At 68.1% G+C, this 25,360-nt stretch carries 16 protein-coding genes and 3 rRNA genes; 7 read left to right on the top strand and 12 right to left on the bottom strand.

Features of this window, described 5'->3' with window-relative positions; genetic code table 11:
• Nucleotides 1-108: 108 nt before the first annotated feature.
• Nucleotides 109-1,038, bottom strand: coding sequence for a TetR/AcrR family transcriptional regulator (locus RNL97_RS15270; protein ID WP_390332227.1), 930 nt, complete (start codon nt 1,036-1,038; stop codon nt 109-111).
• A 343-nt stretch (nt 1,039-1,381) separates the two neighbouring features.
• On the opposite strand from RNL97_RS15270, the gene RNL97_RS15265 reads away from it, so the two are divergent.
• Complete coding sequence (locus RNL97_RS15265; RefSeq protein ID WP_199814217.1) at nt 1,382-2,833, top strand: NAD(P)/FAD-dependent oxidoreductase; 1,452 nt, start codon at nt 1,382-1,384, stop codon at nt 2,831-2,833.
• A gap of 265 nt (nt 2,834-3,098) precedes the next feature.
• The gene (locus RNL97_RS15260) at nt 3,099-4,763 is read left to right on the top strand and encodes an ATP-binding SpoIIE family protein phosphatase (protein WP_313750796.1); all 1,665 of its coding nucleotides are present in this window, start codon (nt 3,099-3,101) and stop codon (nt 4,761-4,763) included.
• A 35-nt stretch (nt 4,764-4,798) separates the two neighbouring features.
• Here RNL97_RS15260 and RNL97_RS15255 read toward each other — a convergent pair whose 3' ends face one another.
• Nucleotides 4,799-6,127: an MFS transporter gene (locus RNL97_RS15255; RefSeq protein WP_313751632.1), complete on the bottom strand. Its 1,329-nt coding sequence runs from the start codon at nt 6,125-6,127 to the stop codon at nt 4,799-4,801.
• A 132-nt stretch (nt 6,128-6,259) separates the two neighbouring features.
• Here RNL97_RS15255 and RNL97_RS15250 point away from each other — a divergent pair, with 132 nt between their 5' ends.
• The 4 genes from RNL97_RS15250 (at nt 6,260) to rrf (ending at nt 12,641) form a co-directional block, all read left to right on the top strand.
• Nucleotides 6,260-6,817, top strand: coding sequence for a MarR family winged helix-turn-helix transcriptional regulator (locus RNL97_RS15250; protein WP_006125761.1), 558 nt, complete (start codon nt 6,260-6,262; stop codon nt 6,815-6,817).
• A gap of 674 nt (nt 6,818-7,491) precedes the next feature.
• Nucleotides 7,492-9,019 (top strand): 16S ribosomal RNA (locus RNL97_RS15245).
• 303 nt (nt 9,020-9,322) lie between these two features.
• Nucleotides 9,323-12,446 (top strand): 23S ribosomal RNA (locus RNL97_RS15240).
• Nucleotides 12,447-12,524: 78 nt separating this feature from the next.
• Nucleotides 12,525-12,641: ribosomal RNA gene (rrf, locus tag RNL97_RS15235) — 5S ribosomal RNA — on the top strand.
• The 16S, 23S and 5S rRNA genes sit together here, the layout of an rRNA operon.
• Before the next feature lie 81 nt (nt 12,642-12,722).
• On the opposite strand, the gene RNL97_RS15230 is transcribed toward rrf, so the two are convergent.
• Genes RNL97_RS15230 through RNL97_RS15215 form a run of 4 tightly spaced genes read right to left on the bottom strand, consistent with a single transcriptional unit; the run spans nt 12,723 to nt 16,458 of the window.
• Complete coding sequence (locus RNL97_RS15230; protein ID WP_313750795.1) at nt 12,723-13,388, bottom strand: response regulator transcription factor; 666 nt, start codon at nt 13,386-13,388, stop codon at nt 12,723-12,725.
• Entirely contained in the window at nt 13,385-14,668 is a 1,284-nt protein-coding gene (locus RNL97_RS15225) for a sensor histidine kinase (protein ID WP_313751631.1), read from the bottom strand. Before RNL97_RS15225 ends, RNL97_RS15230 begins: the two co-directional genes overlap by 4 nt.
• Nucleotides 14,669-14,710: 42 nt before the next feature.
• Nucleotides 14,711-15,505, bottom strand: coding sequence for an ABC transporter permease (locus RNL97_RS15220; protein WP_243314341.1), 795 nt, complete (start codon nt 15,503-15,505; stop codon nt 14,711-14,713).
• A complete protein-coding gene (locus tag RNL97_RS15215; protein WP_243314340.1) occupies nt 15,502-16,458 on the bottom strand; it encodes an ABC transporter ATP-binding protein in 957 nt (318 codons plus the stop codon). Before RNL97_RS15215 ends, RNL97_RS15220 begins: the two co-directional genes overlap by 4 nt.
• 207 nt (nt 16,459-16,665) lie before the next feature.
• On the opposite strand from RNL97_RS15215, the gene RNL97_RS15210 reads away from it, so the two are divergent.
• Nucleotides 16,666-17,226 (top strand): GNAT family N-acetyltransferase, encoded by a 561-nt coding sequence (locus RNL97_RS15210; RefSeq protein WP_243314339.1) that lies wholly within the window; start codon nt 16,666-16,668, stop codon nt 17,224-17,226.
• Nucleotides 17,227-17,293: 67 nt separating this feature from the next.
• On the opposite strand, the gene RNL97_RS15205 is transcribed toward RNL97_RS15210, so the two are convergent.
• The 6 genes from RNL97_RS15205 to RNL97_RS15180 all read right to left on the bottom strand — a co-directional run bounded on the left by RNL97_RS15205 (nt 17,294) and on the right by RNL97_RS15180 (nt 24,669).
• Nucleotides 17,294-18,892, bottom strand: coding sequence for a type IV secretory system conjugative DNA transfer family protein (locus RNL97_RS15205; protein WP_243314338.1), 1,599 nt, complete (start codon nt 18,890-18,892; stop codon nt 17,294-17,296).
• A gap of 1 nt (nt 18,893) precedes the next feature.
• Nucleotides 18,894-20,321: an ATP-binding protein gene (locus RNL97_RS15200; RefSeq protein WP_030582198.1), complete on the bottom strand. Its 1,428-nt coding sequence runs from the start codon at nt 20,319-20,321 to the stop codon at nt 18,894-18,896.
• 78 nt (nt 20,322-20,399) lie between these two features.
• Nucleotides 20,400-21,950, bottom strand: a complete 1,551-nt coding sequence (locus RNL97_RS15195) for an SCO6880 family protein (RefSeq protein ID WP_030582194.1) — start codon at nt 21,948-21,950, stop codon at nt 20,400-20,402.
• Nucleotides 21,947-23,317, bottom strand: a complete 1,371-nt coding sequence (locus RNL97_RS15190) for a hypothetical protein (protein WP_243314337.1) — start codon at nt 23,315-23,317, stop codon at nt 21,947-21,949. The genes RNL97_RS15195 and RNL97_RS15190 overlap by 4 nt, the downstream gene beginning before the upstream one ends.
• On the bottom strand, nt 23,307-24,179 hold the full coding sequence (locus RNL97_RS15185) for a hypothetical protein (protein ID WP_243314336.1): 873 nt from the start codon (nt 24,177-24,179) through the stop codon (nt 23,307-23,309). The genes RNL97_RS15190 and RNL97_RS15185 overlap by 11 nt, the downstream gene beginning before the upstream one ends.
• A 181-nt stretch (nt 24,180-24,360) precedes the next feature.
• Nucleotides 24,361-24,669, bottom strand: a complete 309-nt coding sequence (locus RNL97_RS15180; RefSeq protein ID WP_003968086.1) for a hypothetical protein — start codon at nt 24,667-24,669, stop codon at nt 24,361-24,363.
• Nucleotides 24,670-25,360: the final 691 nt, after the last annotated feature.

Below are 25,360 nucleotides of genomic sequence, written 5' to 3'. Positions count from 1 at the left end.
GGGACGAGCCCCCGGCCGAGCTGGTCGGACGAGCCCCCGGCCGGACGAACCCCCGGCCGGACGAACCCCCGGCCGGGCCGGGACGAGCGGGGCCGTCGGCCCCGGCCGTCACGCCGGCCGCGACCGCAGGCCCTCCAGCAGGATGTCCAGCAGCCGGGCCGAAGCCGCGGCCTGCTGGGCGGCGTCCGGCAGCGAAGGAGCCGCCGTGGCGATGACCAGCAGCACATCGGCCACCGTCACGTCCCGGCGCAGCTCGCCGGACTCCCGCGCCCGGTCCACCAGCCGCCCCACGACCTCCAGCAGCTCGACCGCACCGGTCTCCTCGCCGAGGCCGGCCAGCCCGTCACCGCCTCCGCCCGAGGGCCGGCCCGCGACGCGGAAGCCGTCCTGACCCACGCCCTGCCGCTGCTGCGGAACCCGGGTCTCGTCCACCGGGTCCGGCGCCGAAGCCGCCGGCACACCCGGCTGCTCCTCACCGTCGACCCCTACCCGCAGCACCTGCGGCGGCAGCAGCCTGCCCGCGCCCGACGCCACCGACGTACGCAGGAAACGGGACAGCGCCGACCAGGGCTTCTCCTCCTGCCCCAGCGCCGTGCGCGCCTGCTCGGTCAGCCGGGCGGTCTCCTCCTCGGCTATCCGGCGCACCAGCACGTCCTTGCTCGGGAACCGCCGGTAGACGGTGCCCACGCCGACGCGTGCGCGACGCGCCACATCCTCCATCGGGGCGCCGTAACCCAGCTCCCCGAACACCTCGCGGGCCGCCCGCAGCACATGCTCCAGATTGCGCTGTGCGTCGACCCGCAGCGGAGCCGAGCGCGGCGCGCCCGCGGCCCCCGTCGTCGCCGTTCCCGTGGTCGTCGCCCCGCTCGGGCCCGGTCCGGCAGCGGCCGAACTCAGCGCCGCCGCACTCACCGCGGCCGCGGAACGAACAGCATCGGCCGAGCTCATGACGCCCAGCGCACCCACGGAGCCGAGGCGTCCTTTGTCCTCGGAAGCGCGCGAGAGCGCAGCCTGGCCATGAGTATCCTGAATATGCATAACTTCCCCCGGTTATGACGTCTCCCCCCGGAGACTTCCCGCCGTTTCAGCCGGGGAGCGGAGCACAACGAAATCCGCACCCGACACCCCGACGGGTTACGAACATAGTTGAGCCCGCGTCAATTCAGAAGGGGGTTGTTCCGCATGGGACGCCCCCCGATCGGACCACGATCCGATCGACGCCGGAGCATCGCCCCTCCGCTCACCCCGTGCGTAGCGCCTGACCTGCACGGCTGTCGCTTTCCACCGCCGACGGGTCCCGGGCGCCGATGCCGGTCCTCCGGTCACACAATTTGCCGGGCCTGTGGACAAACCACTGACTCCGTTGCGTCATGGGGTGGTGATGGCTCCAGATTCCCGGGGGACGACCCCCGGCACCCGGCCAGGTGTGCGCATTCTCGTCGTCGGCGGCGGCTACGTCGGGATGTACACAGCGCTGCGTCTCCAGCGGAAGTTGAAGCAGAGACTGAAGAGCGGCGACGCCGAGATCGTGGTCGTCACGCCCGAGCCCTACATGACGTACCAGCCCTTCCTCCCCGAAGCGGCCGCCGGCTCGATCTCGCCCCGCCATGTCGTCGTGCCGCTGCGCCGGGTCCTGAAGGACTGCACGATCGTCATCGGCGAGGCCCAGCGCGTCGATCACGCCAAACGGACCGCGACCGTCACCACCCTCGCCACCGGCGAGGACGGCACCGGGGCCCTGGAGATCGGGTACGACGAGATCGTCATCGCCCCCGGGTCCGTGTCGCGCACCCTGCCGATCCCCGGTCTCGCCGACTTCGGCATCGGTTTCAAGACCGTCGAGGAAGCCATCGGGTTGCGCAACCACGTCATCGAACAGATGGACATCGCCTCCGCCACGCGCGACCCCGCGATCCGCGATGCCGCTCTGACCTTCGTCTTCGTCGGCGGCGGGTACGCGGGCGTCGAGGCGCTGGCCGAACTGGAGGACATGGCCCGCTACACGGCGCGGTACTACCACAACATCAAGCCGGCCGACCTGAAATGGATCCTCGTCGAGGCCTCCGGGCGCATCCTCCCCGAGGTCGGTGAGGCCATGGGCACCTACGCCCTCGGCGAGCTGCGGAGCCGGAACATCGACGTCCGCCTGGAGACCCGCCTCGACACCTGTGAAGACCGCGTCGCCGTCCTCAGCGACGGCTCCCGCTTCCCCACCCGCACCCTCGTCTGGACCGCGGGCGTCAAACCGGCGCCCCTGCTCGCCGCCACCGACCTGCCCCTCACCGAACGCGGCCGGCTCCGCTGCACCGCCGCCCTCGGTGTCGAGGAGATGCCGCACGCGTGGGCCGCGGGCGACGCCGCGGCCGTACCCGACCTGACCGCCTCCGAACCCGGCCGCGAGACCGCCCCCAACGCCCAGCACGCCGTGCGCCAGGCGAAGGTCCTCGCCGACAACGTCCTCGCCTCCGTCGACGGCAAGCCGCTCACCGAGTACCGCCACGCGTACGCCGGTTCGGTCGCCTCCCTCGGCCTGCACAAGGGCGTCGCCCACGTCTACGGCCGCAAGCTCAAGGGCTACCCCGCCTGGCTGATGCACCGTACGTACCACCTCAGCCGGGTACCGACGTTCAACCGGAAGGCGCGCGTCCTTGCCGAATGGACCCTGTCCGGGCTCTTCAAACGCGAGATCGTCTCCCTCGGCTCGCTGGAGCACCCCCGCGCCGAATTCGAACTCGCGGCGGGCGGCGGCGGTTCCGGCACCCCGGGACTGCCCGGCCCCAGCCGCCCGAAAGGCCCCGAAGAACCGCCGAGAGACGGCCGGACCGGTAGCTGAGGGGCCGTTGACCGGGCGTCCGGGCGGCAACTGTCAGTACGGTCGGTCACACTGGACGTGTGACCATAGGTGGGCCCACACCTGCACAGAGTGACCCGGTCGGCAGTGACCATCAGTGACCAGCAGCGACGCACCAACAGCACGACGAGGCCCGGCTGCGCCTTCCCGGGGGTACGGCCCCCGGAGCCCCGAACACGGCCGAGGAAACGGCAGAAGAAGCAGCCCGCCCGAGCGGACCAGACCGACACACGAGGCCAGAAATACCGTGAACTTCACGCGTTGGAGCGCCCGCCTCCCCGGAACGCAGCGCCGAGCCGCCGCGCGGGACGACCGCAGTGCCGTGCCGGCCGCCCGAGCCGAGTACGCCCGGCCGCAGGCCACGCCCGCCCAGCCGGACGACGCCGCCCCGGCGCCTTCCGGCACCGCCGCGGCGGAGGGCCTCCCCGGGCCCGTCCTCGACGACCTCTCCGCCCGCGAGATCCTCGGCCGGCTCCCCGCCCCCGTCGCCCTGCTGCACGGCCCGGACCACCGCGTCGCGTACGTCAACGACGCCTACGAGGCCGCGTTCGGCCCCCGCCCGTCCGGCGTCCCCGCCGCCGAGGCCATGCCCGAGCTCGACCGGCTCAGCGTCCTCCCGCTGCTGGACCAGGTCCTGCGCAGCGGCACCCCCCGTACGGTCAAGTCCCGCAGAACCACCGAGGGCGGCTCGTACACGGTGACCTGCACCCCGATCGCCGGCGAGGACGGCGTCCTCGTCTACGCCGCCGACGTCACCGACCACGCCGAAGCCGCCGAACGCCTGCGCACCAGCGAGCGCCGCCACCGCGAAACGGCCGTCACCCTCCAGCGCTCCCTGCTCCCGCAGGAGCTGGAACAGCCCGACGACCTCCGTATCGCGGCCACCTACCAGCCCGGCGGCACCGACGCCGCGGTCGGCGGCGACTGGTACGACGTCATCACCCTCGGCGCGGGCCGCACCGCCCTGGTCATCGGCGATGTGATGGGCCGCGGGGTGCGGGCCGCCGCCGTCATGGGCCAGCTCCGCACCGCCGTCCGCGCCTACGCCCGCCTCGACCTCCCGCCGCACGAGGTGATCCAGCTGCTGGACGTCCTCGCCGCCGAGATCGACGCCAGCCAGATCGCGACCTGCGTCTACGCCGTCCACGATCCGAACGAGGGACAGCTCGTCTACGCCTCCGCCGGACACCTCCCGATCCTCGTCCGCGACGAGGACGGCACCGTCCACCGCGCCGCCGACCCCACCGGGCCCCCGCTCGGCACCGGCGGCTGGGTCCACACCTCGGGCACCATCGCGCTGCCGCCCGGCTCCACCGCGGTCCTCTATACGGACGGCCTGGTGGAACGGCGCAGCGAGGACATCGACGAGGGCGTCGCCTCCCTGGCCCGGGCCCTCTCGGGCGCCAAGGGGTCACCCCAGGTGGTCTGCGACCGGCTGATCCGCTCCCTCGGCGTGACCGCCGAGCACGACGACGACGTGGCGGTCCTGGTCGTCCAGCACCCCGCCCGTACGGGGGCGAACGCGGAGCTGTTCCACAACGCCGCACTCGATCTCCTCGGCGGCATCGAGGCCGCCCCGCGCGCCCGCGCCTTCGCCACCGGCGTCCTGACCTCCTGGCGCTTCCCCGTCGAGCTCCGCGACCTCGGCGTCCTCGCCACCAGCGAGCTCGTCGCGAACTCCCTCCAGCACGGCACCCCGCCGATGCGCCTGGGACTGCGCCGTACGGACCGCCGGCTGATCATCGAGGTCACCGACGGCGACGACCACCTGCCGCGCCGCCGCCAGGCCGAACCGGCCGACGAGGCGGGACGCGGCATCTCGATCATCGCCTCGATCGCCACCTCGTGGGGCAGCCGCCGCACACCGGGCGGCGGCAAGGCGGTCTGGTGCGAGTTCGCCCTGCCGCAGTGATGCAGAGCGACAGGGCGAACGTTCAGCAGGTCCGGTCAGTGACCCGCGGAGGCGGGAGCCGGGGCGGTGTTCCCGGCGGGCACCGCGACGTCCGGCCCCTCGGGCAGTGACACCGCCACCACCCGCGAGGGGGCGTTGGCCAGGGACGGCTGGTCCTGTACGGGGGTGAGCCGACGCCCCAGCCGCAGCGCGAGCACGGTGATGCCCAGCGAGAACAGCACGAACGTCACGATGTACGGGCCGTGCAGCGACGCCCCCATCGGACCGCCGACGGCCGGGCCGACCGCCAGCGCGAGCTGCTTGCACAGGGCGAACGCCGAGTTGTACTGCCCGACCATCGACTCCGGCGCCAGATCGGCGACGAGCGGGGCGACGGTGGGCGACAGCATCGCCTCACCCAGCCCGAACAGCGCGTACGTCGAGATGAACGCGGCCGTCGCCATGGTCTGGCTGCCGTGGCCCAGCCCCGCGTACCCGGCCACGATCCAGGCGAACGCCCAGATCAGCCCGACCGCCGCGATGACCCGGCTGCGCCGCCGCCGCTCCACGAGCCGCAGCACGACGAACTGCGCGACCACGATGACCGCCGTGTTGGCGGCCAGCGCGAAGCCCAGGGTCGAGGGCTCGATCCCGGCGGCCTCCGTGCCGTACGCGGCGAGCCCGGACTCGAACTGCCCGTAGCAGGCGAAGAACAGCACGAAGCCCAGCACGCACAGCTGCACCATGGCCCGGTGCGAGAGCAGCGCCCGCAGCCCGCCGCCCTCGGCCGCAGCGTCGCCCGAGGGCCGGGCACCGCCGAGGGAAGCCGTACGGGGCATCCGCACCGTGGTGACGACGACACCGAGCACCACGAACATCGCGGCCTCGATCAGGAAGAGCATCGTGAAACTCGCCGGACGGTCCACGTCCACGAGCTGCCCGCCGACGAGCCCGCCGAGGCCGAGCCCCAGGTTCTGCAGGAAGAACTGCATGGCGAAGGCGCGCGTACGGGTAGCGGTGCTGGAACACCACACGAGCATCGTGGCGAGGGCCGGCTGCATGACTGCGGTGCCCGCACCCAGGACCGCGGCGGCCAGCACGGCGGCCGGAACACTGCTCGCGAACCCCAGGGCGGCGGCGCCCACCGAGGCCAGGGCGGCGGCCACCACCAGCACGGGCAACGGGCCCCGCCGGTCGATGGCCCGCCCGGTGAACGGCAGAACGGCCAGCGCTGCCATCGCGAAGACCGCCAGGACGACCCCCGCCGTCCCGGCGCCCAGATCCCGCACCTGCGCCACGTAGACGTACAGATACGGAACGGTGAACCCGAGCCCGAACGCGCTCAGCGCGCTGCCCAGCTGGATCCGCCGCAGCGCTGCGCCCATCTCCCTGGTCACACTCACCTACCTCAAGATCTTGAAGGAATCAGACTCGAAGACTTTAGCACTAAACTTAGAAGGTGAAAACTTCAGCTTGAAGGACTTCAAGGGTGGTGAAGGCGTGCCATACTGCCCGCCATGTCCGAGAGCACCGAGGAGCCCGGCCCCAGCGAGCCGAGCCTCGACGAACAGATCGCCGCCTACCAGCGCGAGTTCCGCGACCTCGACCCCCAGGTCGAGCAGGTCGTCTCCGCACTGGGCCGCCTGAACCGCAGGATGAACGTCGCGTACGGGAGGCAGGTCGCCGCGCTCGGCATCAGCAACGCCGAGTGGGAGGTCCTCAAGACCCTGGTTCTCTCGGGCGCCCCCTACCGCCTGGGCCCCGGCGAACTGGCGAAGCGCCTCGGTCTCACCCCGGCCGCCATGACCCACCGCATCGACAGGATGGCGGGCGAGGGCCTGGTCACCCGCGACCGCGACGAGAACAACCGGGTCCGCGTCATCGTCGAGCTGACCGACGAAGGCCGTACGAAGTGGCTCGAGGCGATGCGCATGGCGAGCGACTTCGAGGAGGACCTCCTCCAGGACCTGTCCGGCGACGAGCGCGGCGTCCTCGGAGAGCTGCTGGTCCGCCTCCTGCGCCGGGTGGAGCATGCCCAGCCGGACGCCGGCGGCCGGCTCACCGACCTGGACTGAGGGCCACGCGTCGGGCCATGGGGGGAGGGTTGACACACCCCTGGTGGCTCCGTAAAGTTCTCCGAGTTGTCACGGAGCCGGACGGTTTCGGGGCAGCCGATCCCGCCGCGCACGCGGCAACCAAACTTCAGCACGATCTCCCACTCGGGATGATTTCGGCATGCCGGAATTCACGACGAGGGCCCGATTATGAGCCGCCGGGAGAATCCGCTAGAGTTTGAGCGTCGGAACGGCCCAACAGCCGGGAAGACAAGCCCCGCTGACTGGGAATCAGGCCCGAAAGGATCTGATAGAGTCGGACTCGCCGGAAAGGGAAAGCGCGAAAGTGGAGAACCTGGAAAGCGAAACTGTACGGCCCGCTTCGACCGGGAATCGGACACGAAAGAGTCTGATAGAGTCGGAAACGCAAGAACGAAGGGAAGCGCCCGGAGGGCCCCGGTGATACGGGACCGAAGGAAGCGTCCGTTCCTTGAGAACTCAACAGCGTGCCAAAAGTCAACGCCAGATATGTTGATACCCCGGCCTGCTTCGGCAGGTTGGTGGTTCCTTTGAAAGTCCTACGGCCACCATGTGGTGGTGGTAGGCGATAACACAGCGAGGACGCTGTGAACAACGGGTCTTATTCCGACCGGTTGTTCCGCTCTCGTGTGTGTGCACCCGATTACGGGTAAACATTCACGGAGAGTTTGATCCTGGCTCAGGACGAACGCTGGCGGCGTGCTTAACACATGCAAGTCGAACGATGAAGCCGCTTCGGTGGTGGATTAGTGGCGAACGGGTGAGTAACACGTGGGCAATCTGCCCTTCACTCTGGGACAAGCCCTGGAAACGGGGTCTAATACCGGATAACACTCTGTCCCGCATGGGACGGGGTTGAAAGCTCCGGCGGTGAAGGATGAGCCCGCGGCCTATCAGCTTGTTGGTGGGGTAATGGCCTACCAAGGCGACGACGGGTAGCCGGCCTGAGAGGGCGACCGGCCACACTGGGACTGAGACACGGCCCAGACTCCTACGGGAGGCAGCAGTGGGGAATATTGCACAATGGGCGAAAGCCTGATGCAGCGACGCCGCGTGAGGGATGACGGCCTTCGGGTTGTAAACCTCTTTCAGCAGGGAAGAAGCGAAAGTGACGGTACCTGCAGAAGAAGCGCCGGCTAACTACGTGCCAGCAGCCGCGGTAATACGTAGGGCGCAAGCGTTGTCCGGAATTATTGGGCGTAAAGAGCTCGTAGGCGGCTTGTCACGTCGGATGTGAAAGCCCGGGGCTTAACCCCGGGTCTGCATTCGATACGGGCTAGCTAGAGTGTGGTAGGGGAGATCGGAATTCCTGGTGTAGCGGTGAAATGCGCAGATATCAGGAGGAACACCGGTGGCGAAGGCGGATCTCTGGGCCATTACTGACGCTGAGGAGCGAAAGCGTGGGGAGCGAACAGGATTAGATACCCTGGTAGTCCACGCCGTAAACGTTGGGAACTAGGTGTTGGCGACATTCCACGTCGTCGGTGCCGCAGCTAACGCATTAAGTTCCCCGCCTGGGGAGTACGGCCGCAAGGCTAAAACTCAAAGGAATTGACGGGGGCCCGCACAAGCAGCGGAGCATGTGGCTTAATTCGACGCAACGCGAAGAACCTTACCAAGGCTTGACATATACCGGAAAGCATCAGAGATGGTGCCCCCCTTGTGGTCGGTATACAGGTGGTGCATGGCTGTCGTCAGCTCGTGTCGTGAGATGTTGGGTTAAGTCCCGCAACGAGCGCAACCCTTGTTCTGTGTTGCCAGCATGCCCTTCGGGGTGATGGGGACTCACAGGAGACTGCCGGGGTCAACTCGGAGGAAGGTGGGGACGACGTCAAGTCATCATGCCCCTTATGTCTTGGGCTGCACACGTGCTACAATGGCCGGTACAATGAGCTGCGATGCCGTGAGGCGGAGCGAATCTCAAAAAGCCGGTCTCAGTTCGGATTGGGGTCTGCAACTCGACCCCATGAAGTCGGAGTTGCTAGTAATCGCAGATCAGCATTGCTGCGGTGAATACGTTCCCGGGCCTTGTACACACCGCCCGTCACGTCACGAAAGTCGGTAACACCCGAAGCCGGTGGCCCAACCCCTTGTGGGAGGGAGCTGTCGAAGGTGGGACTGGCGATTGGGACGAAGTCGTAACAAGGTAGCCGTACCGGAAGGTGCGGCTGGATCACCTCCTTTCTAAGGAGCATTTCTTACCAGGCTTCGGTTTGGTCAGAGGCCAGTACATCGGCGAATGTCCGGTGCTGGTTGCTCATGGGTGGAACGTTGACTATTCGGCACGATGAGCACGGTTTCGTGAGTACTGCTTCGGCGTGGAAAACGGGAACGGGTTGATTGTGTCGGGCACGTTGTTGGGTGTCTGAGGGTGCGGCCGTTATGGTTGTTCCTTCTGATCCGGCCCCAGTGAACTCATCCGTTGCGGGTGGGGTGGTGGGTGGCTGGTCGTTGTTTGAGAACTGCACAGTGGACGCGAGCATCTGTGGCCAAGTTTTTAAGGGCGCACGGTGGATGCCTTGGCACCAGGAACCGATGAAGGACGTGGGAGGCCACGATAGTCCCCGGGGAGCTGTCAACCAAGCTTTGATCCGGGGGTTTCCGAATGGGGAAACCCGGCAGTCGTCATGGGCTGTCACCCGCTGCTGAACACATAGGCAGTGTGGAGGGAACGAGGGGAAGTGAAACATCTCAGTACCCTCAGGAAGAGAAAACAACCGTGATTCCGGGAGTAGTGGCGAGCGAAACTGGATGAGGCCAAACCGTATGCGTGTGATACCCGGCAGGGGTTGCGCATGCGGGGTTGTGGGATCTCTCTTTTACGGTCTGCCGGCTGTGAGACGAGTCAGAAACCGTTGATGTAGGCGAAGGACATGCGAAAGGTCCGGCGTAGAGGGTAAGACCCCCGTAGCTGAAACATCAGCGGCTTGTTTGAGAGACACCCAAGTAGCACGGGGCCCGAGAAATCCCGTGTGAATCTGGCGGGACCACCCGCTAAGCCTAAATATTCCCTGGTGACCGATAGCGGATAGTACCGTGAGGGAATGGTGAAAAGTACCGCGGGAGCGGAGTGAAATAGTACCTGAAACCGTGTGCCTACAAGCCGTGGGAGCGTCGCTGTGTGTGCTTGCACATGCAGTCGTGACTGCGTGCCTTTTGAAGAATGAGCCTGCGAGTTAGCGGTGTGTAGCGAGGTTAACCCGTGTGGGGAAGCCGTAGCGAAAGCGAGTCCGAATAGGGCGTTTGAGTTGCACGCTCTAGACCCGAAGCGGAGTGATCTAGCCATGGGCAGGTTGAAGCGGAGGTAAGACTTCGTGGAGGACCGAACCCACCAGGGTTGAAAACCTGGGGGATGACCTGTGGTTAGGGGTGAAAGGCCAATCAAACTCCGTGATAGCTGGTTCTCCCCGAAATGCATTTAGGTGCAGCGTCGTGTGTTTCTTGCCGGAGGTAGAGCACTGGATAGGCGATGGGCCCTACCGGGTTACTGACCTTAGCCAAACTCCGAATGCCGGTAAGTGAGAGCGCGGCAGTGAGACTGTGGGGGATAAGCTCCATGGTCGAGAGGGAAACAGCCCAGAGCATCGACTAAGGCCCCTAAGCGTACGCTAAGTGGGAAAGGATGTGGAGTCGCAGAGACAACCAGGAGGTTGGCTTAGAAGCAGCCACCCTTGAAAGAGTGCGTAATAGCTCACTGGTCAAGTGATTCCGCGCCGACAATGTAGCGGGGCTCAAGCGTACCGCCGAAGTCGTGTCATTCACACATATAGGGCCAACGCCTGTGTGGATGGGTAGGGGAGCGTCGTGTGCCGGGTGAAGCAGCCGCGGAAGCGAGTTGTGGACGGTTCACGAGTGAGAATGCAGGCATGAGTAGCGATACACACGTGAGAAACGTGTGCGCCGATTGACTAAGGGTTCCTGGGTCAAGCTGATCTGCCCAGGGTAAGTCGGGACCTAAGGCGAGGCCGACAGGCGTAGTCGATGGACAACCGGTTGATATTCCGGTACCCGCTTTGAAACGCCCAGTACTGAATCAGGCGATGCTAAGTCCGTGAAGCCGGCCCGATCTCTTCGGAGTTGAGGGTAGTGGTGGAGCCGATGAACCAGACTTGTAGTAGGTAAGCGATGGGGTGACGCAGGAAGGTAGTCCAGCCCGGGCGGTGGTTGTCCCGGGGTAAGGGTGTAGGACGCACGGTAGGTAAATCCGTCGTGCATGAGTCTGAGACCTGATGCCGAGCCGATTGTGGTGAAGTGGATGATCCTATGCTGTCGAGAAAAGCCTCTAGCGAGTTTCATGGCGGCCCGTACCCTAAACCGACTCAGGTGGTCAGGTAGAGAATACCGAGGCGTTCGGGTGAACTATGGTTAAGGAACTCGGCAAAATGCCCCCGTAACTTCGGGAGAAGGGGGGCCATTCTTGGTGATCCGATTTACTCGGTGAGCTGGGGGTGGCCGCAGAGACCAGCGAGAAGCGACTGTTTACTAAAAACACAGGTCCGTGCGAAGCCGTAAGGCGATGTATACGGACTGACGCCTGCCCGGTGCTGGAACGTTAAGGGGACCGGTTAGCTGCTCTTCGGGGTGGCGAAGCTGAGAACTTAAGCGCCAGTAAACGGCGGTGGTAACTATAACCATCCTAAGGTAGCGAAATTCCTTGTCGGGTAAGTTCCGACCTGCACGAATGGCGTAACGACTTCTCGACTGTCTCAACCATAGGCCCGGTGAAATTGCACTACGAGTAAAGATGCTCGTTTCGCGCAGCAGGACGGAAAGACCCCGGGACCTTTACTATAGTTTGATATTGGTGTTCGGTTCGGCTTGTGTAGGATAGGTGGGAGACTGTGAAGCGGCCACGCCAGTGGTTGTGGAGTCGCCGTTGAAATACCACTCTGGTCGTGCTGGATGTCTAACCTGGGTCCGTGATCCGGATCAGGGACAGTGTCTGATGGGTAGTTTAACTGGGGCGGTTGCCTCCTAAAGAGTAACGGAGGCGCCCAAAGGTTCCCTCAGCCTGGTTGGTAATCAGGTGTTGAGTGTAAGTGCACAAGGGAGCTTGACTGTGAGACCGACGGGTCGAGCAGGGACGAAAGTCGGGACTAGTGATCCGGCAGTGGCTTGTGGAAGCGCTGTCGCTCAACGGATAAAAGGTACCCCGGGGATAACAGGCTGATCTTCCCCAAGAGTCCATATCGACGGGATGGTTTGGCACCTCGATGTCGGCTCGTCGCATCCTGGGGCTGGAGTCGGTCCCAAGGGTTGGGCTGTTCGCCCATTAAAGCGGTACGCGAGCTGGGTTTAGAACGTCGTGAGACAGTTCGGTCCCTATCCGCTGTGCGCGTAGGAATATTGAGAAGGGCTGTCCCTAGTACGAGAGGACCGGGACGGACGAACCTCTGGTGTGCCAGTTGTCCTGCCAAGGGCATGGCTGGTTGGCTACGTTCGGAAAGGATAACCGCTGAAAGCATCTAAGCGGGAAGCCTGCTTCGAGATGAGTATTCCCACCCTCTTGAGGGGTTAAGGCTCCCAGTAGACGACTGGGTTGATAGGCCAGATGTGGAAGCCCGGTAACGGGTGGAGCTGACTGGTACTAATAGGCCGAGGGCTTGTCCTCAGTTGCTCGCGTCCACTGTGTTAGTTCTGAAATAACGAACAGCCGTGTTGTTGCCCGGTGTTCAAATTTTCATAGTGTTTCGGTGGTCATTGCGTTAGGGAAACGCCCGGTTACATTCCGAACCCGGAAGCTAAGCCTTTCAGCGCCGATGGTACTGCAGGGGGGACCCTGTGGGAGAGTAGGACACCGCCGAACAATCTTTCCGGGGAAGCCCCGCACCTTTTGGTGCGGGGCTTTTCTGCGTTCCGGACCCGGGCCCGCAGCCCGCCCACCTCTCTACATCGGGGTGACCAGGCGGGTGTCGTAGGCCAGGATGACTGCCTGGACGCGGTCCCTTGCGCCGGTCTTCGCGAGGATGCGGGTGACGTGCGTCTTCACGGTGGACTCGGCGAGGTGGAGGCGGGCGGCGATCTCGGTGTTGGACCAGCCCTGTCCTATCACCGTGAGAATCTCGCGTTCCCGTTCCGTCAGGGCGATGATGCGCGGGTCCGAGGTGGCCCGGGCACCGGGTACGGCCGGGAGATGGTGGACGTACGCGTCGAGGAGCCGGCGGGTCAGGGTGGGGGCGACCACCGCGTCGCCGGCGGCCACGGCGCGGATACCGGCGAGGAGTTCCTCGGGCAGGGCGTCCTTGACCAGGAAGCCGCTGGCACCGGCGCGGAGGCCGTCGTACGCGTACTCGTCGAGGTCGAACGTCGTGACGATCAGGATGCGGGTGCGGGCGCCCGACGCGACGATGCGCCGGGTCGCCTCGATACCGTCCAGGCCCGGCATGCGGATGTCCATCAGCACCACGTCCGGGTGGTGGCGGGCGACCAGGTGGACGGCCTCGGTGCCGTTGCCCGCTTCTCCGACCACCGTCATGTCGTCCTGGCTCTCCAGCAGCATGCGGAACCCGAAGCGCTGCATCGGCTGGTCGTCGGCGATGAGTACGGTCGTCACTGGTGCGTGTCCTCCAGGGGAAGGCGGAGCTGTACCTGCCACCCGGCGTGTTCCGGCAGCGGGCCCGCTTCGAGGGTGCCGTCGTACAGTGCGGCGCGTTCGCGCATGCCCATGATGCCCTGGGCTGCCGGCGGTGCTTCCTCTGTTTCCGCGGTTCTGCCGGCTCCGGTGCCCGTGTCGGTGATGCGGGCGTCCAGGTGCGTGTGTGAGTAGGTGAGGGTGACCGTCGCGGATGTGGGGCCGGTGGCGTGCTTGAGGGTGTTGGTCAGGGCCTCCTGGATGACCCGGTACACGGTGAGTTGGCGTCCCGGGGTGAGCGACCGCGCGGTGGGTTCGCCGTTCAGCTCCAGCTGGACGGGCAGGCCGGCTCTGCGTACGCGATCGATGAGGGGTGTCAGTTCGTCGAGCGTCGGCTGAGGGGCGCGTTCGGCGTCGGGGTGGTCCTCGCGCAGCACACCCAGGAGACGGCGGAGTTCGGACAGGGCCGCTCTGCTGGTCGTGCCGATGGCCTCCAGGGCCTGGCCCGCGCGTTCCGGGTTCTTCCGGGCCGCGTACGCGCCGCCGTCCGCGAGGCCCGTGATGACGGACAGGTTGTGGCCGATGATGTCGTGCATCTCCCGTGCGATACGGGTGCGTTCGGCGACGGCCGCGAGCCGGGCCTGCTGGTCGCGTTCGTGTTCCAGGCGGTGGGCGCGCTCGACCAGGGCCTCGGTGTACTCGCGCCGCGTACGTACCGCGATCCCCAGCAGGACGACGAAGACCAGGCCCCAGACGTACGAGACCACTTCCTGTCCCCAGCTGGAGGGGATGCGGAAACCGCCCGACAGGACGGGGACGACGAACAGCAGAGCCGCGGCCCCGACCGTACGGAACGAGGAGCGCAGGACGATCTGGAAGACCGGGACCAGCTGGAGGAGGGAGGCTTGCACCACCGCACCCGTCCAGATGTTGACGAGGGATATCGGTGTCATGAGCAGGAGCACGGCCAGGGGGTGCGTGCGGCGCCACAGCAGCGGCAGTGAGAACCCGAGGCTCATCAGGAGCACCAGGGAGTCGGGCGCTGTCACGTCGTCGTGGGCGGTGTTCCGCCAGCCGCCGGAGGTGTAGTCGAGTACCGCGGCCACGGTCCAGAACCCGGTCACCGCCGCGTCCCAGACCCGTGGTCGGCGTCGGTCGAAGGCGCGGAGCCGGTCCAGGACGTCGCGGATGATCCGGGTGAGGGGAGGAACCGTGTCGTCGGCGCCCCGGTCCCGGTCGCGGTCCCTCGGTGGGGTGCACACCTGGTCGCTTGCCTGGTCGCTCACCTGGTCGCTCCTCGTGGATCAGACGTCGCGGCGCTTGAGTGTCAGCGCCGCCGCGGCCAGTGTCGTACCCGCCCACAGGGACAGGGCGAGCAGGGCGGGGCCGGGGGAGATGGTGCCCGGGACGGGGGTGGCGGAGCCGAGGGCGCCGGCGGCCTGGGTGGGAAAGTACATGATGGCGCTCTCGACGACGTCGTACGGGAGCATTCCGAGGATCTCCGGCAGGATCATGACCCCGCCGATGAACGCCCCGATCGCGCCCGGCACCGAGCGCAGCAGTGCGCCGAGGCCGAGGGCGAGCAGGCCCATCAGGGTGAGCGCTCCGGCGTTGCCCACGAGGGCGCGCAGGATGCCCGGATCGGTGAACGAGGCGGCCTGGTCGGTGTCGTGGAGGAAGGCCTGGGCCGCGGCGAACGTGACCAGCGAGGTCGCCAGCATGACCGTGAAGACGGTGGCGGCGAAGACCACGGCCTTGGCCCGCAGGACGGGGAGCCGGGCGGGCACGGCGGTGAGCGAGGAGCGGATCATGCCGGTCGCGTACTCGCCCGCGGTCGTGAGGATGCCCAGGACGACCAGGCACAGCTGGCCGAGCATGCTGCCGTACAGCGACAGGACGACCGTGTCGACGTCGGAGTCCCCGCCGCCGGAGGTGTAGGTCGCGCCCATGACCAGGCCGACGCCGAGCACCATGACGACCGCCGAGGTGACGGTCACCCAGGTGGAGCGCAGGGAACGGAGCTTGTGCCACTCCGCACGCAGGATGCGGGGCGGGGTGATGCGGTACGGCGGCGAGGCGGTGGGGTGTGTTGTGGTCATGCCGCTGCTCCGGTGGCTGGTGTCGGCTGGTGCCGTCGTTGCGGTCGGTGGTCGACCGATTCCTGCGTGAGGTCCATGAACGCCTGCTCCAGCGACACGGTCTGCGGCGTGAGTTCGTGCAGCGTGATCGCGTGCGTGGCGGCCACGCGCCCGATGTGCGCGGCGTCCACTCCTCGGACCCGGAGTTCGTGGGCATCGTGCGTGGGGGTGGGGATGAGGGTGACGGTCACGTCCGGGGCCGTGAGGTGGGCCCTCAGCTCTTCCGGTTGCGGGGTGACGACTCTCACGGACGCTCCGCCTGCCGACCGGATCAGTTCCGCCACCGTGGTGTCGGCGAGGAGTCTGCCTCGGCCGATGACGATCAGGTGGTCGGCGGTGAGGGCCATCTCGCTCATCAGGTGGGAGGAGACGAGGACCGTACGGCCCTCGGCGGCGAGGGAGGTCAGGAGGGTGCGGATCCAGAGGACGCCTTCGGGGTCCAGGCCGTTGACCGGTTCGTCCAGGATGAGGGTCGCGGGGTCGCCGAGGAGTGCGGCTGCGACGCCGAGCCGTTGGCCCATGCCGAGGGAGAAGCTTTTCACCCTGCGGTGGGCCGCGTCCGTCAACCCGGCGAGGTCGATGACCTCCTCGACGCGGTGGCGGGGGATGCCGTGGGTGTGGGCGAGGGCCATCAGGTGGTTGAAGGCGGACCGGCCGGGGTGGACGGACCGGGCCTCCAGCAGGGCGCCGACCTGGGTGAGGGGCGCGGGGTGGGTGGCGTAGGAGCGCCCGTTGACGGTGGAGCGGCCCTGCGTGGGGGTGTCGAGGCCGAGCAGCATGCGCATCGTCGTGGACTTTCCCGCGCCGTTGGGGCCGAGGAAGCCGGTGACCGTGCCGGGGCGGACGGTGAAGTCGAGGTCCTGGACGACGGTTCTGTCGCCGTAGCGTTTGGTGAGTCCGTGGGCCGTGATCATGCGGTCGACGCTACGGAGCCGGCGGCGGCCGGTCGTCCGACCGGGGGCGGGACGTGGGGCGGGCGTAGTACCGGGGTACGACGGAGTGGGGGTGGGCAGCGCGTTGCACGCGTGCGGGTGCTGGTGCTGGTGCCGGTGCCGGTGCTGGGCGTCGGTGCGGGGAAGTACTCGGTTGAACGTGGGGCGGGTGGGGGCGAGGATCGCGGTATGGACTATGTGATGCGCGTGGTGCGGGCCGACGAATGGCCGCAGGTCAGGCAGTTGCGGCTGGAAGCGCTGCAGGATCCGGCGGCCCCGGTGGCGTTCCTGGAGTCGTACGAGGACGCTGCGGCGAAGCCGGACGTGTTCTGGCAGCAGCGTGCCGCCGATGCCGCCGAGGACGGACCCGGCCGTGTCCGCCAGTTCGTCGCGGAGTCGTCCGACGGGGAGTGGGTGGGGTCGGTCACCGTACTCGTCGAGAGCCCGGACGGCGAGGTGCGTTTCGGGGAGGCCTCACCGGTGGACCAGGCGCACCTGGTCGGTGTGTTCGTCCGGCCCGAGGTGCGGGGGACCGGGGTGACAGAGGGGTTGTTCCGCGAGGCCGTCGCGTGGGCCTGGTCGCTGTCCGCGCCCCGGATGGAGCGGGTGCGCCTCTACGTGCACGAGAAGAATCCGCGGGCCGCCGCGTTCTACCGGAAGTTCGGCTTCGTCCCGTCCGGTCGGCGGATTCCGGCTCCGGGTGACCGGGGCGAGCAGGAGATGGAGTACGTCCTCGGCCGGGAGGGGTAGGGCGGCCCTGGCAGGTCGGTCGGCTGGTTGGCTCGTGTCCGCTCCCGGCCTGCCTGCTTGTCTTGGCCTAGCCGATGCCCGGGGCCGGTGTGTGCAGAGGCTCCCGCCAGCGGGATCGGCCCTGTTCCTGGGAGCGGAGCAGTACCAGGGCGGGCATGCCCCGGGTCTCGCCGGTCGCCAGCAGTTCGGGGAGCTGGGGGAGGGGCGCCACGGCCGCGACGTCGTCCAGGACGAGCGTCATTGGTGGGTCGAGCCGACCGTCGGTTGACCGTGCGGCCATGCGGCGGCCGTGCTCGACCACGTCTGCGGCGAGCGCGGTGAGGAGGGGCATCGCGCCCGGGCGTGAGCGGGGATCCTCGATGGATTCGCCCACCAGGTAGAGCGTTCCCCCCTCGCGGGCAAAAGATTCCAGCGCGGCCGCATCCGATCGGTTGGCCGTGCAGGCCTCGCGGATGTGCACCGAGGAGAGCGCCGAGAAGGCCCGTACGGTCAACTCCTGGGCCACCTCGCGCCGCTCCGGATAGGCCGTGAGCGCGGACTCCAGGAGCCCGGCGAGTCCGGAGGCGGCCTTGGGGTGCGTACGGAGAAGGCGTACCGGTTCGTGGGCGGCGGACCCCGAGGCCCAGCGTGCCACCTGGCGGAACGGGCGGCCGTCCACCGCCGCGGCGTGCAGCCAGCACTGGAGGAGCGTCTGCGCGGTGTCGGCAACCGCCGCGTCGACCCTGGCCTGCGGGCGGACCGGGGCGAGCAGGGCGGCGGCCCGTGCGGAGGCGGTGTCGGGGTGCTCGCAGCCTGTGGTGGGCGACCAGTGGAGGCGGGCGGGGGTGTCGCAGAGGTGGCCCGGGTCGTAGACGAGGACCGGGCCGTGCTTGGCCCGGGCGTCCTTCGTCTCGGCCCAGACCGTGGGGTCCGAAGTGACGACCAGGGCGGGGCCGTCGGCGTCGTTGATCGCCTGGACGACGGTGGGGCGCCGGGCGGGCGCGGGGGCGTAGACGAGGAGGGGGGTGCGGGGGGAGGGGAGAAGGGCCGTGTCCGGTTCGGGGGTAGGGGACGTCTGCTCGGCGGGGGGTGGGGCGTTGGATGGGGGGCGGGGGGTCGCTGGGGGGGCTTTGGGGTGTGCTGGGGCCTGCGGGCGTGGCTGCCCCTGTGGGTGTGCCCGCTCCTGCGGGTGTGTCTGCTCCCGTGGCGGTGCTTGCTCTTGGGCCGGCCTGTCCGCGGGGAGGTGGGGCTCGTCGTATGCCTTGAAGGCCCGTTCCTCGCGGCGTCGTTCCCGTACGGCACGGCCACGGGACACGGCTCCGAGCGTGAACACGGTGAGGACCAGCAGCACCATCAGTTCGCCGATGAACAGGCCCCAGAACAGGCCGTATCCGGAGAGCTGGGCCGCAGGGGTCTCCGGCCAGGCCGCGGGAAGGTCCTGGGGGGCGGTGGCCAGTTCGCGCAGGGCGAGCGGGGAGCGGGTGAACGCCACGCCGTCCGGCCAGGCCCCGTGGGCGAACAGTCCGGCCAGGCCGGTGGCCGTCCAGGCGACCAGGGTGGCCGCGAGGAGGAGGGCCAGGAGGCCGATCAGCAGGCCGTCCGGGATGCCGCCGCCCTGGGGCCGGGCGGCGTATCCGTCGTGGTGGGCGGGGCCGTTGCCCCGGCCCCGGGGTGCCTGGCGTGCCACGTCAGGCCACCGTTGACTCTGACGACTCGTTCATCCGTTGCTGGTGCTCGATCCGGGCCGCCCGTTGCTCCGCCTCCAGTTCGGCGGCGCGGATGTCCTCGGGGAGCAGGTCGTCCGGGTCCATGGCCGAGCCCTCGGTCATGGCGCGGTCGGTGAAGACCAGGGGGCGTTCGGCCTCGGTGATCAGGTGTTTGACGACCTGGACGTTGCCGTTGACGTCCCAGACGGCGATGCCGGGGGTGAGCGTCGGGATGATCTCGACGGCCCAGCGGGGCAGGCCGATGACCCGGCCCGTCGCTCTGGCCTCGTCCGTCTTCTGCGCGTAGATCGTGCGGGTGGAGGCCATCTTGAGGATGGCCGCCGCTTCCTTCGCCGCCGCTCCGTCCACCACGTCGCTGAGGTGGTGGACCACGGCGACGAACGAGAGGCCGAGGCGGCGGCCGAACTTCAGCAGGCGCTGGAAGAGCTGGGCGACGAAGGGGGAGTTGATGATGTGCCACGCCTCCTCGACCAGGAAGATGCGCTTCTTGCGGTCGGGCCTGATCCAGGTGTGTTCCAGCCAGACGCCGACGATCGCCATGAGGATCGGCATCGCGATCGAGTTGCGGTCGATGTGCGAGAGGTCGAAGACGATGAGGGGCGCGTCGAGGTCGATGCCGACGCTGGTGGGGCCGTCGAACATGCCGCGCAGGTCGCCGTCGACGAGGCGGTCCAGGACGAGGGCGACGTCCAGGCCCCAGGCCCGTACATCGTCTATGTCGACGTTCATCGCCTCGGCGGACTCGGGCTCGGGGTGGCGCAGCTGCTCCACGATGTCCATCAGGACCGGCTGGCGGTCGGTGATGGTCGCGGTGACGTAGGCGTGGGCGACCTTGAGCGCGAAGCCGGAACGCTCGTCGAGGCCGTGGCCCATCGCGACTTCGATGATCGTACGGAGCAGGGCGAGCTGGCCGGTGGTGGTGATGGACGGGTCGAGGGGGTTGAGCCGGATACCGCCGTTGAGGGCTGCGGTCGGGTCCAGGCGGATGGGGGTTATGCCCAGCTCCTGGGCGATGAGGTTCCACTCGCCGACGCCGTCCTCGCCCTGGGCGTCGAGGACGACGACCTGGCGGTCGCGGAAGCGGAGCTGGCGCAGGACGTAGGTCTTCTCCAGCGCCGACTTGCCGTTGCCCGACTCGCCGAGGACCAGCCAGTGGGGGGCGGGGAGCTGTTGCCCGTACAGCTGGAAGGGGTCGTAGATGTAGCCCTTGCCGCTGTAGACCTCGCGGCCGATGATCACGCCGGAGTCGCCGAGCCCGGGGGCGGCGGTGGGGAGGTAGACGGCCTGGGCCTGGCCCGTGGACGTACGGACGGGGAGGCGGGTCGTCTCCACCTTGCCGAAGAGGAAGGAGGTGAAGGCATCCGACAATGCGGACAGGGGGTCTCGCATGGTGGGGGTGCCCTCTCTTGTCGGGGTCGTACCTGTGGGTGGCGGTGTTGCGGTGCTGCGGCGGCCGGTGAGGTGTGGTCAGCGGCGGATGCCGGTGGCGAACGGGAGGGTGTTCACGAAGGCTCGGTGGTGTTCGCGGTCGCACCACTCCAGCTTGAGGTACGACTTGCCGGCCGAGGCGCGGATCGTGCGCTTGTCGCGGGCGAGCGCTTCGGGGGACCGGGACGACACCGTGATGTACCCCACCAGGTTCACTCCGGCCGCACCGCTGGCGAGATCTTCACCCCGCTGGTCGAGCCGGCCGTGGGCGGCGATGTCGCGGGGGTCGACGGTGCGGTTCATCTTGGCCTGGCGGCTGGCCTCGGCGTCGTCGTTGGTCTTCTCGGTCAGCATGCGTTCGATGGCGACCTCGGTGGGTTCGAGGTCCATGCAGACGGCGACGGTGCGGATGACGTCGGGGGTGTGGACGAGGAGCGGGGCGAGGAAGTTGACGCCGACGGGGGTCATCGGCCACTCCTTCACCCAGGCCGTGGCGTGGCACCAGGGGGCGCGGGTGGCGGACTCACGGGTCTTGGCCTGGAGGAACGTCGGCTCGACCGCGTCCAGTTCGGCGGGCCAGGCGTTGCGCTTGGTCATGGCCTGGATGTGGTCGATGGGGTGGTCGGGGTCGTACATGGAGTGCACGAGGGAGGCGACGCGGCTCTGGCCGAGAGGCTGGCGGACCCGGATGTCGGCCTCGGCGAGGCGGGCGCAGATGTCGGTGAGCTCGCGGGCCATGACGACGGCGAGGCCGGCGTCGCGGTCGAGCTTGCGGCCGCCGTGGGGGCGGGCGGCGCGGGCCATGGCGTTGGCCTCGGCAGCCAGTTCACGGCTGTAGTGCATGCAGGCGACGAGGTAGGCGCGGTGCTGCTCGCTGGAGGTGGAGACCATGGACTGGAGCTGGTCGTAGGAGTCCTGGAGCCAGGCCGGGGCCGTCTTGTCGCCGCGCTGGGCGACGTCCTTGGCGTGGGCGTCGGGGTCGGCGGGGAGGGTGCGGGCGAGCATCTGGAGGCGGGTGACGAAGCCGTCGCCGTTGGCCACGTGCTTGAGGAGGGTGCCGAAGCGGTCGACGAGGGCTTCCTGGTCCTCGCTGTCGCGGAGGCCGACGCCGGGGCCCTCGATCTCGATGGCGGCGGTGACGGTGCGCCGGTCGGCGTGGAGGAGCACGGCGATCTCGTCGGGGCCGAAGGGGGCGGCGAGCCAGCTGATCCGGCCGATGCCGGGGGGCGGGCCGATCTCCACCTCGCGGCCGTCGGCGCTGACGCCGGCTTCCATGGCGCCCGAGCGGTAGGCGGTGCCGCGGCGCAGGGAGCGCTTGAAGGTGCGGTTGATCTCGAACCACTTGTAGAAGGTGCGGCCCTTGTACGGGACGTACACGATGGCGAGGGCCAGCATCGGGAAGCCGACGAGGCAGACGATGCGGAGGGAGAGGAGGGGGACGAGGAGTCCGCTCATCATGCCGAGGAACGCGCCGACGATGATCAGGGCGATCTCGCCGGTCTCGCGGTTCTTGCCGACGATCGCGTTCGGCCGGGCGCGGCCGATGAGATACGTGCGGCGGGGCGTCATTGTGTGGGACTGGGTCGTCAACGCCCTCCACCTCCTGTGCTCGAGTTACCTGTGGTGCCGAAGCCGCCTCCGCCTCGGGAGGAGCGGCTGCTGTGGGGGGTGGCGGAGGTGGGCGCGGAGCCGCTGCGGGGCGAGGGTGCGGCGGAGGGGACAGATCCGCCGCCGGCCCCGCCGCCGCCTCCGCTTCCGCCGGAGGTGCGGGAGCTGTGGGCGGCGACGCCGCCGCTGGCCGGGTTGGCGGGGCGGGGGCCGCCACCGCCGCTGCTCTGGTCGTTGCGGCCGCTGTGGGTCTTGATGCCCTGGGAGACGAGGGCGGCCGGGGAGCTGATGAGGGCGGCGGCCTGGGAGCCGTCGGTGGCCTGCTTGCGGTTGGTGCGGGCGCCCTGGATCTCGTCGCCGAAGCCGGGGACGAAGCGGTAGATCATGGCGGAGGCGAAGATGGCCAGCAGGATGATGGAGAGGCCGGAGACGACGGCGGAGAAGGCGTCGGGTCCGTCGCCCGAGGAGAGGGCGCCGGCGAGGCCGAGGACGATGACGATGACCGGCTTGACCATGATGACCGCGATCATGATGCCGGCCCAGCGGCGGACGTGGCCCCACATGTTCTTGTCGACGAGGCCGGCGTAGACGACGATCCCGAGGAGCGCGCCGACGTAGAGCAGGGCGGCGCGGATGACGAGCTCCAGCCACAGGATGCCGGCGGCGAGGATCGAGACGAGCGAGACGACGATCAGCATGATCGGGCCGCCGCCGATGTCCTCGCCCTTCTTGAGAGCTTCCGCGAACGAGCCGAAGAAGACGTCGGTCTGGCCGCCGGTGGCGGAGGCGATGATCTCGGTGACGCCGTCGGTGGCGGAGACGATCGTGTAGAGGATCAGCGGGGTGAAGGCCGAGGCGAGGACGGTGAGCCAGAGGAAGCCGACGGCCTCGGAGATCGCGGTGGTGAGGGGGACGCCGCGGATGGCGCGCTTGGCGACGGCGAGGAGCCAGAGGACGAGGGTGAGGATGGTGGAGGCCGCGAAGATGACGGCGTACTGCTGGAGGAACTTGGGGTTGGTGAAGTCGACGTTGGCCGTGGAGTCGACGGCCTCGCTGAGCTTGCCGACGATCCAGGAGGCGGCGTCGGCGCAGCCTCGGGCCAGGGAGGAGAGGGGGTCGAGGGCGTCGGTGGGGGGGACGTCCTGGGTACGGGAGCCTGCGCCTTCGCCGCCTTCGCAGTAGTCCTTGGCGGGGCCTCGGATCAGGTCGCACGGGTCGTTGCTGGGCGAAGGAGACGGAGTTGGTGTGGGGTCAGCGGCCGCACGGCCAGCGAACAGAACGACTGCCGTTTGAATACTGGCGAAGGCCGTGGCGACCGAAAGCGCGCGAAGGGATCGCTTACCTCGCATACGTGAACCCTCCAAACTGCTGCACGGCGTCAGCCATCTCCTCCGCAGAAGAGGCGGCTTGGTCGCGACCGACGGGCACGGGGCCGTCCTTCTGGTGGAAGTCGGAGATCTTCCAGTCATTGCCGACCCACCGCAGCTCGTACGTCGTGGTGTACCAACTCTCCGAGACCGGGTTCTTGGATCCTTCGCCGGCCAGGCCGAACAGGGCGGAGTACCAGACAGCCACGCTCGCGGTATCGCCCGCGTATTTTTCCACCTTGGTACCCACAGGGTTGGCACGAGAGATGAAGGTCAGGCCTTCTGGAGCGCTGCCATCCGGGTTCAACCCGATGCCTGTCAGGAAGGATTGGTCGGAGTAGGCCTTGTCCAGGTCACCTTGTCGTGCGCTTGCTACGTCAGGCGCATATACCGCCTTGGAAATCTCTCGGCGCCGCTCCTGAGAAAACATGCCGTCGGAAACCAACGCCACGGAGTAGTTCGCCGCCGCGCTCTGCGCCCCCTGCTCGTCGTGGGCGAAGCCGGAGGGGATGGTGCCGTTCTTGCCCTCGACGGGCTTGGTGCCGGTGGCCGCGGTGGGGGCGCTTCCCGCGGCTCCGGAGCTCTTGGCGCCCGGGGACGCGTTGTCGTCGCTGCCACCGCCCCGGTTGGCGAAGGCGATGGCGGCGACGAGGAGGACGACGATGCCGGTGATCGTCACGAGGGAACGGGAGTTGCGGACGGGGCGGCGCGCGTTGGGGTTGCCCGGGTCGCCGTCGGGAAGACGGGTACGGGTCTGACGAGTGCCGCCGAGCGTGCTGTACGGGTCGTCCGCGCGGCCCCCCTGGTCCTTGCCGCGGTAGTCGTGCTCGTCACCGGGACTCATGCCGCGTTCGCTCCCTCGGTCGTGTGCGGATCCGCGCAGGACGACGGTAGCTGTGCTGGTTGCCGCTTGAGCGCGGTGTGGTGACTCGACATCAGGGAGACGCAACCTCAGCCGGTGGGCACGACGGGCGGATGGTGGGGAGCGGGCTGGGACGGCCCGGTGGGAGCTGGCCGGTGGTGGGTCAGACGGCCATGCCGTACACGATGGTGAACAGGGTCCCCAGGGAGCCGATGATGAAGACCCCTGTCAGCCCTGCCACGATCAGGCCCTTGCCCTGCTCCGCGCTGAACGTGTCGCGCAGTGCCGTCGCTCCGATGCGCTGCTTCGCAGCACCCCAGATCGCGATGCCGAGGCAGAGCAGGATGGCGATGGCCATCACCACCTCGATCATGATGCGCGCTTCGTTGCCCAGCGTCCCGAACGGCCCCCAGTCCGGAGCGATTCCGCCGATGATGGTGGTGATGTCGCCCTTCTCTGCTGCCAGGATCATGTAAGTCACCGCCCCTGTTGGGTAGTTCGCTGCCCGTGCCGTCCGGCATGGGTCGCCTTCTATCTTCGCTGATGAAACCGCGCTCGCACGACGTCTTCCCGGGTCTCTTTACCCGGATCTCGCACGTTTGACCGGGGCGGCCGCCCTGACCTGCGGCTCGTCCACTCTTCGCGCATATGGCTGGTTACTCTGTGTATCACGGGCTGTGACCAGGAGCAACGACGGTGGCCATGGGTTCTGATGCGGTTGCAGCGTTCGCGGGGCACGGCGTGTTCGTATGCGCCGTTCGAGAGCCGTCGGTGCGCCGGTCGACATCCCGTTCGATGCTTCGTCAGTCGGGTTCGGGTAACCGACGGCCGCACCAGGCGGCCGGTGGGGTGTCCCTTCGGGTTCGCATGCGGTTCATCGTGGTTCGTGGATGTGGCGGGGCGTCAGCTCCTGTTCCTGAGTCATCGGTCCGGCTGTACGAGGCCCGGGGTGCGGAGCTCCGCCGTGTGGCGGAGAGGCACTCGACCCGGGTCCCGGCGCGGTCCACCGCCACCGTGCGCCGGTGGGTGCGCCCATGTCCGCCTCCCCCTTCGTTCGGGTGAACCGGGCGAGTTCCACGGGAGCAGGGTCTCCGCTTCGCCCGGCCGGGAATCACGGGACCGGGTGCGCAGGGCGTTGGGGCCTCACAGGCTGACGTACGGCA

Source organism: Streptomyces parvus (assembly GCF_032121415.1).
Classification (GTDB): Bacteria; Actinomycetota; Actinomycetes; order Streptomycetales; family Streptomycetaceae; genus Streptomyces; species Streptomyces globisporus_A.
Note: the sequence above shows the minus strand (reverse complement) of the source record. Positions and strands in the feature narration are given on the sequence as shown.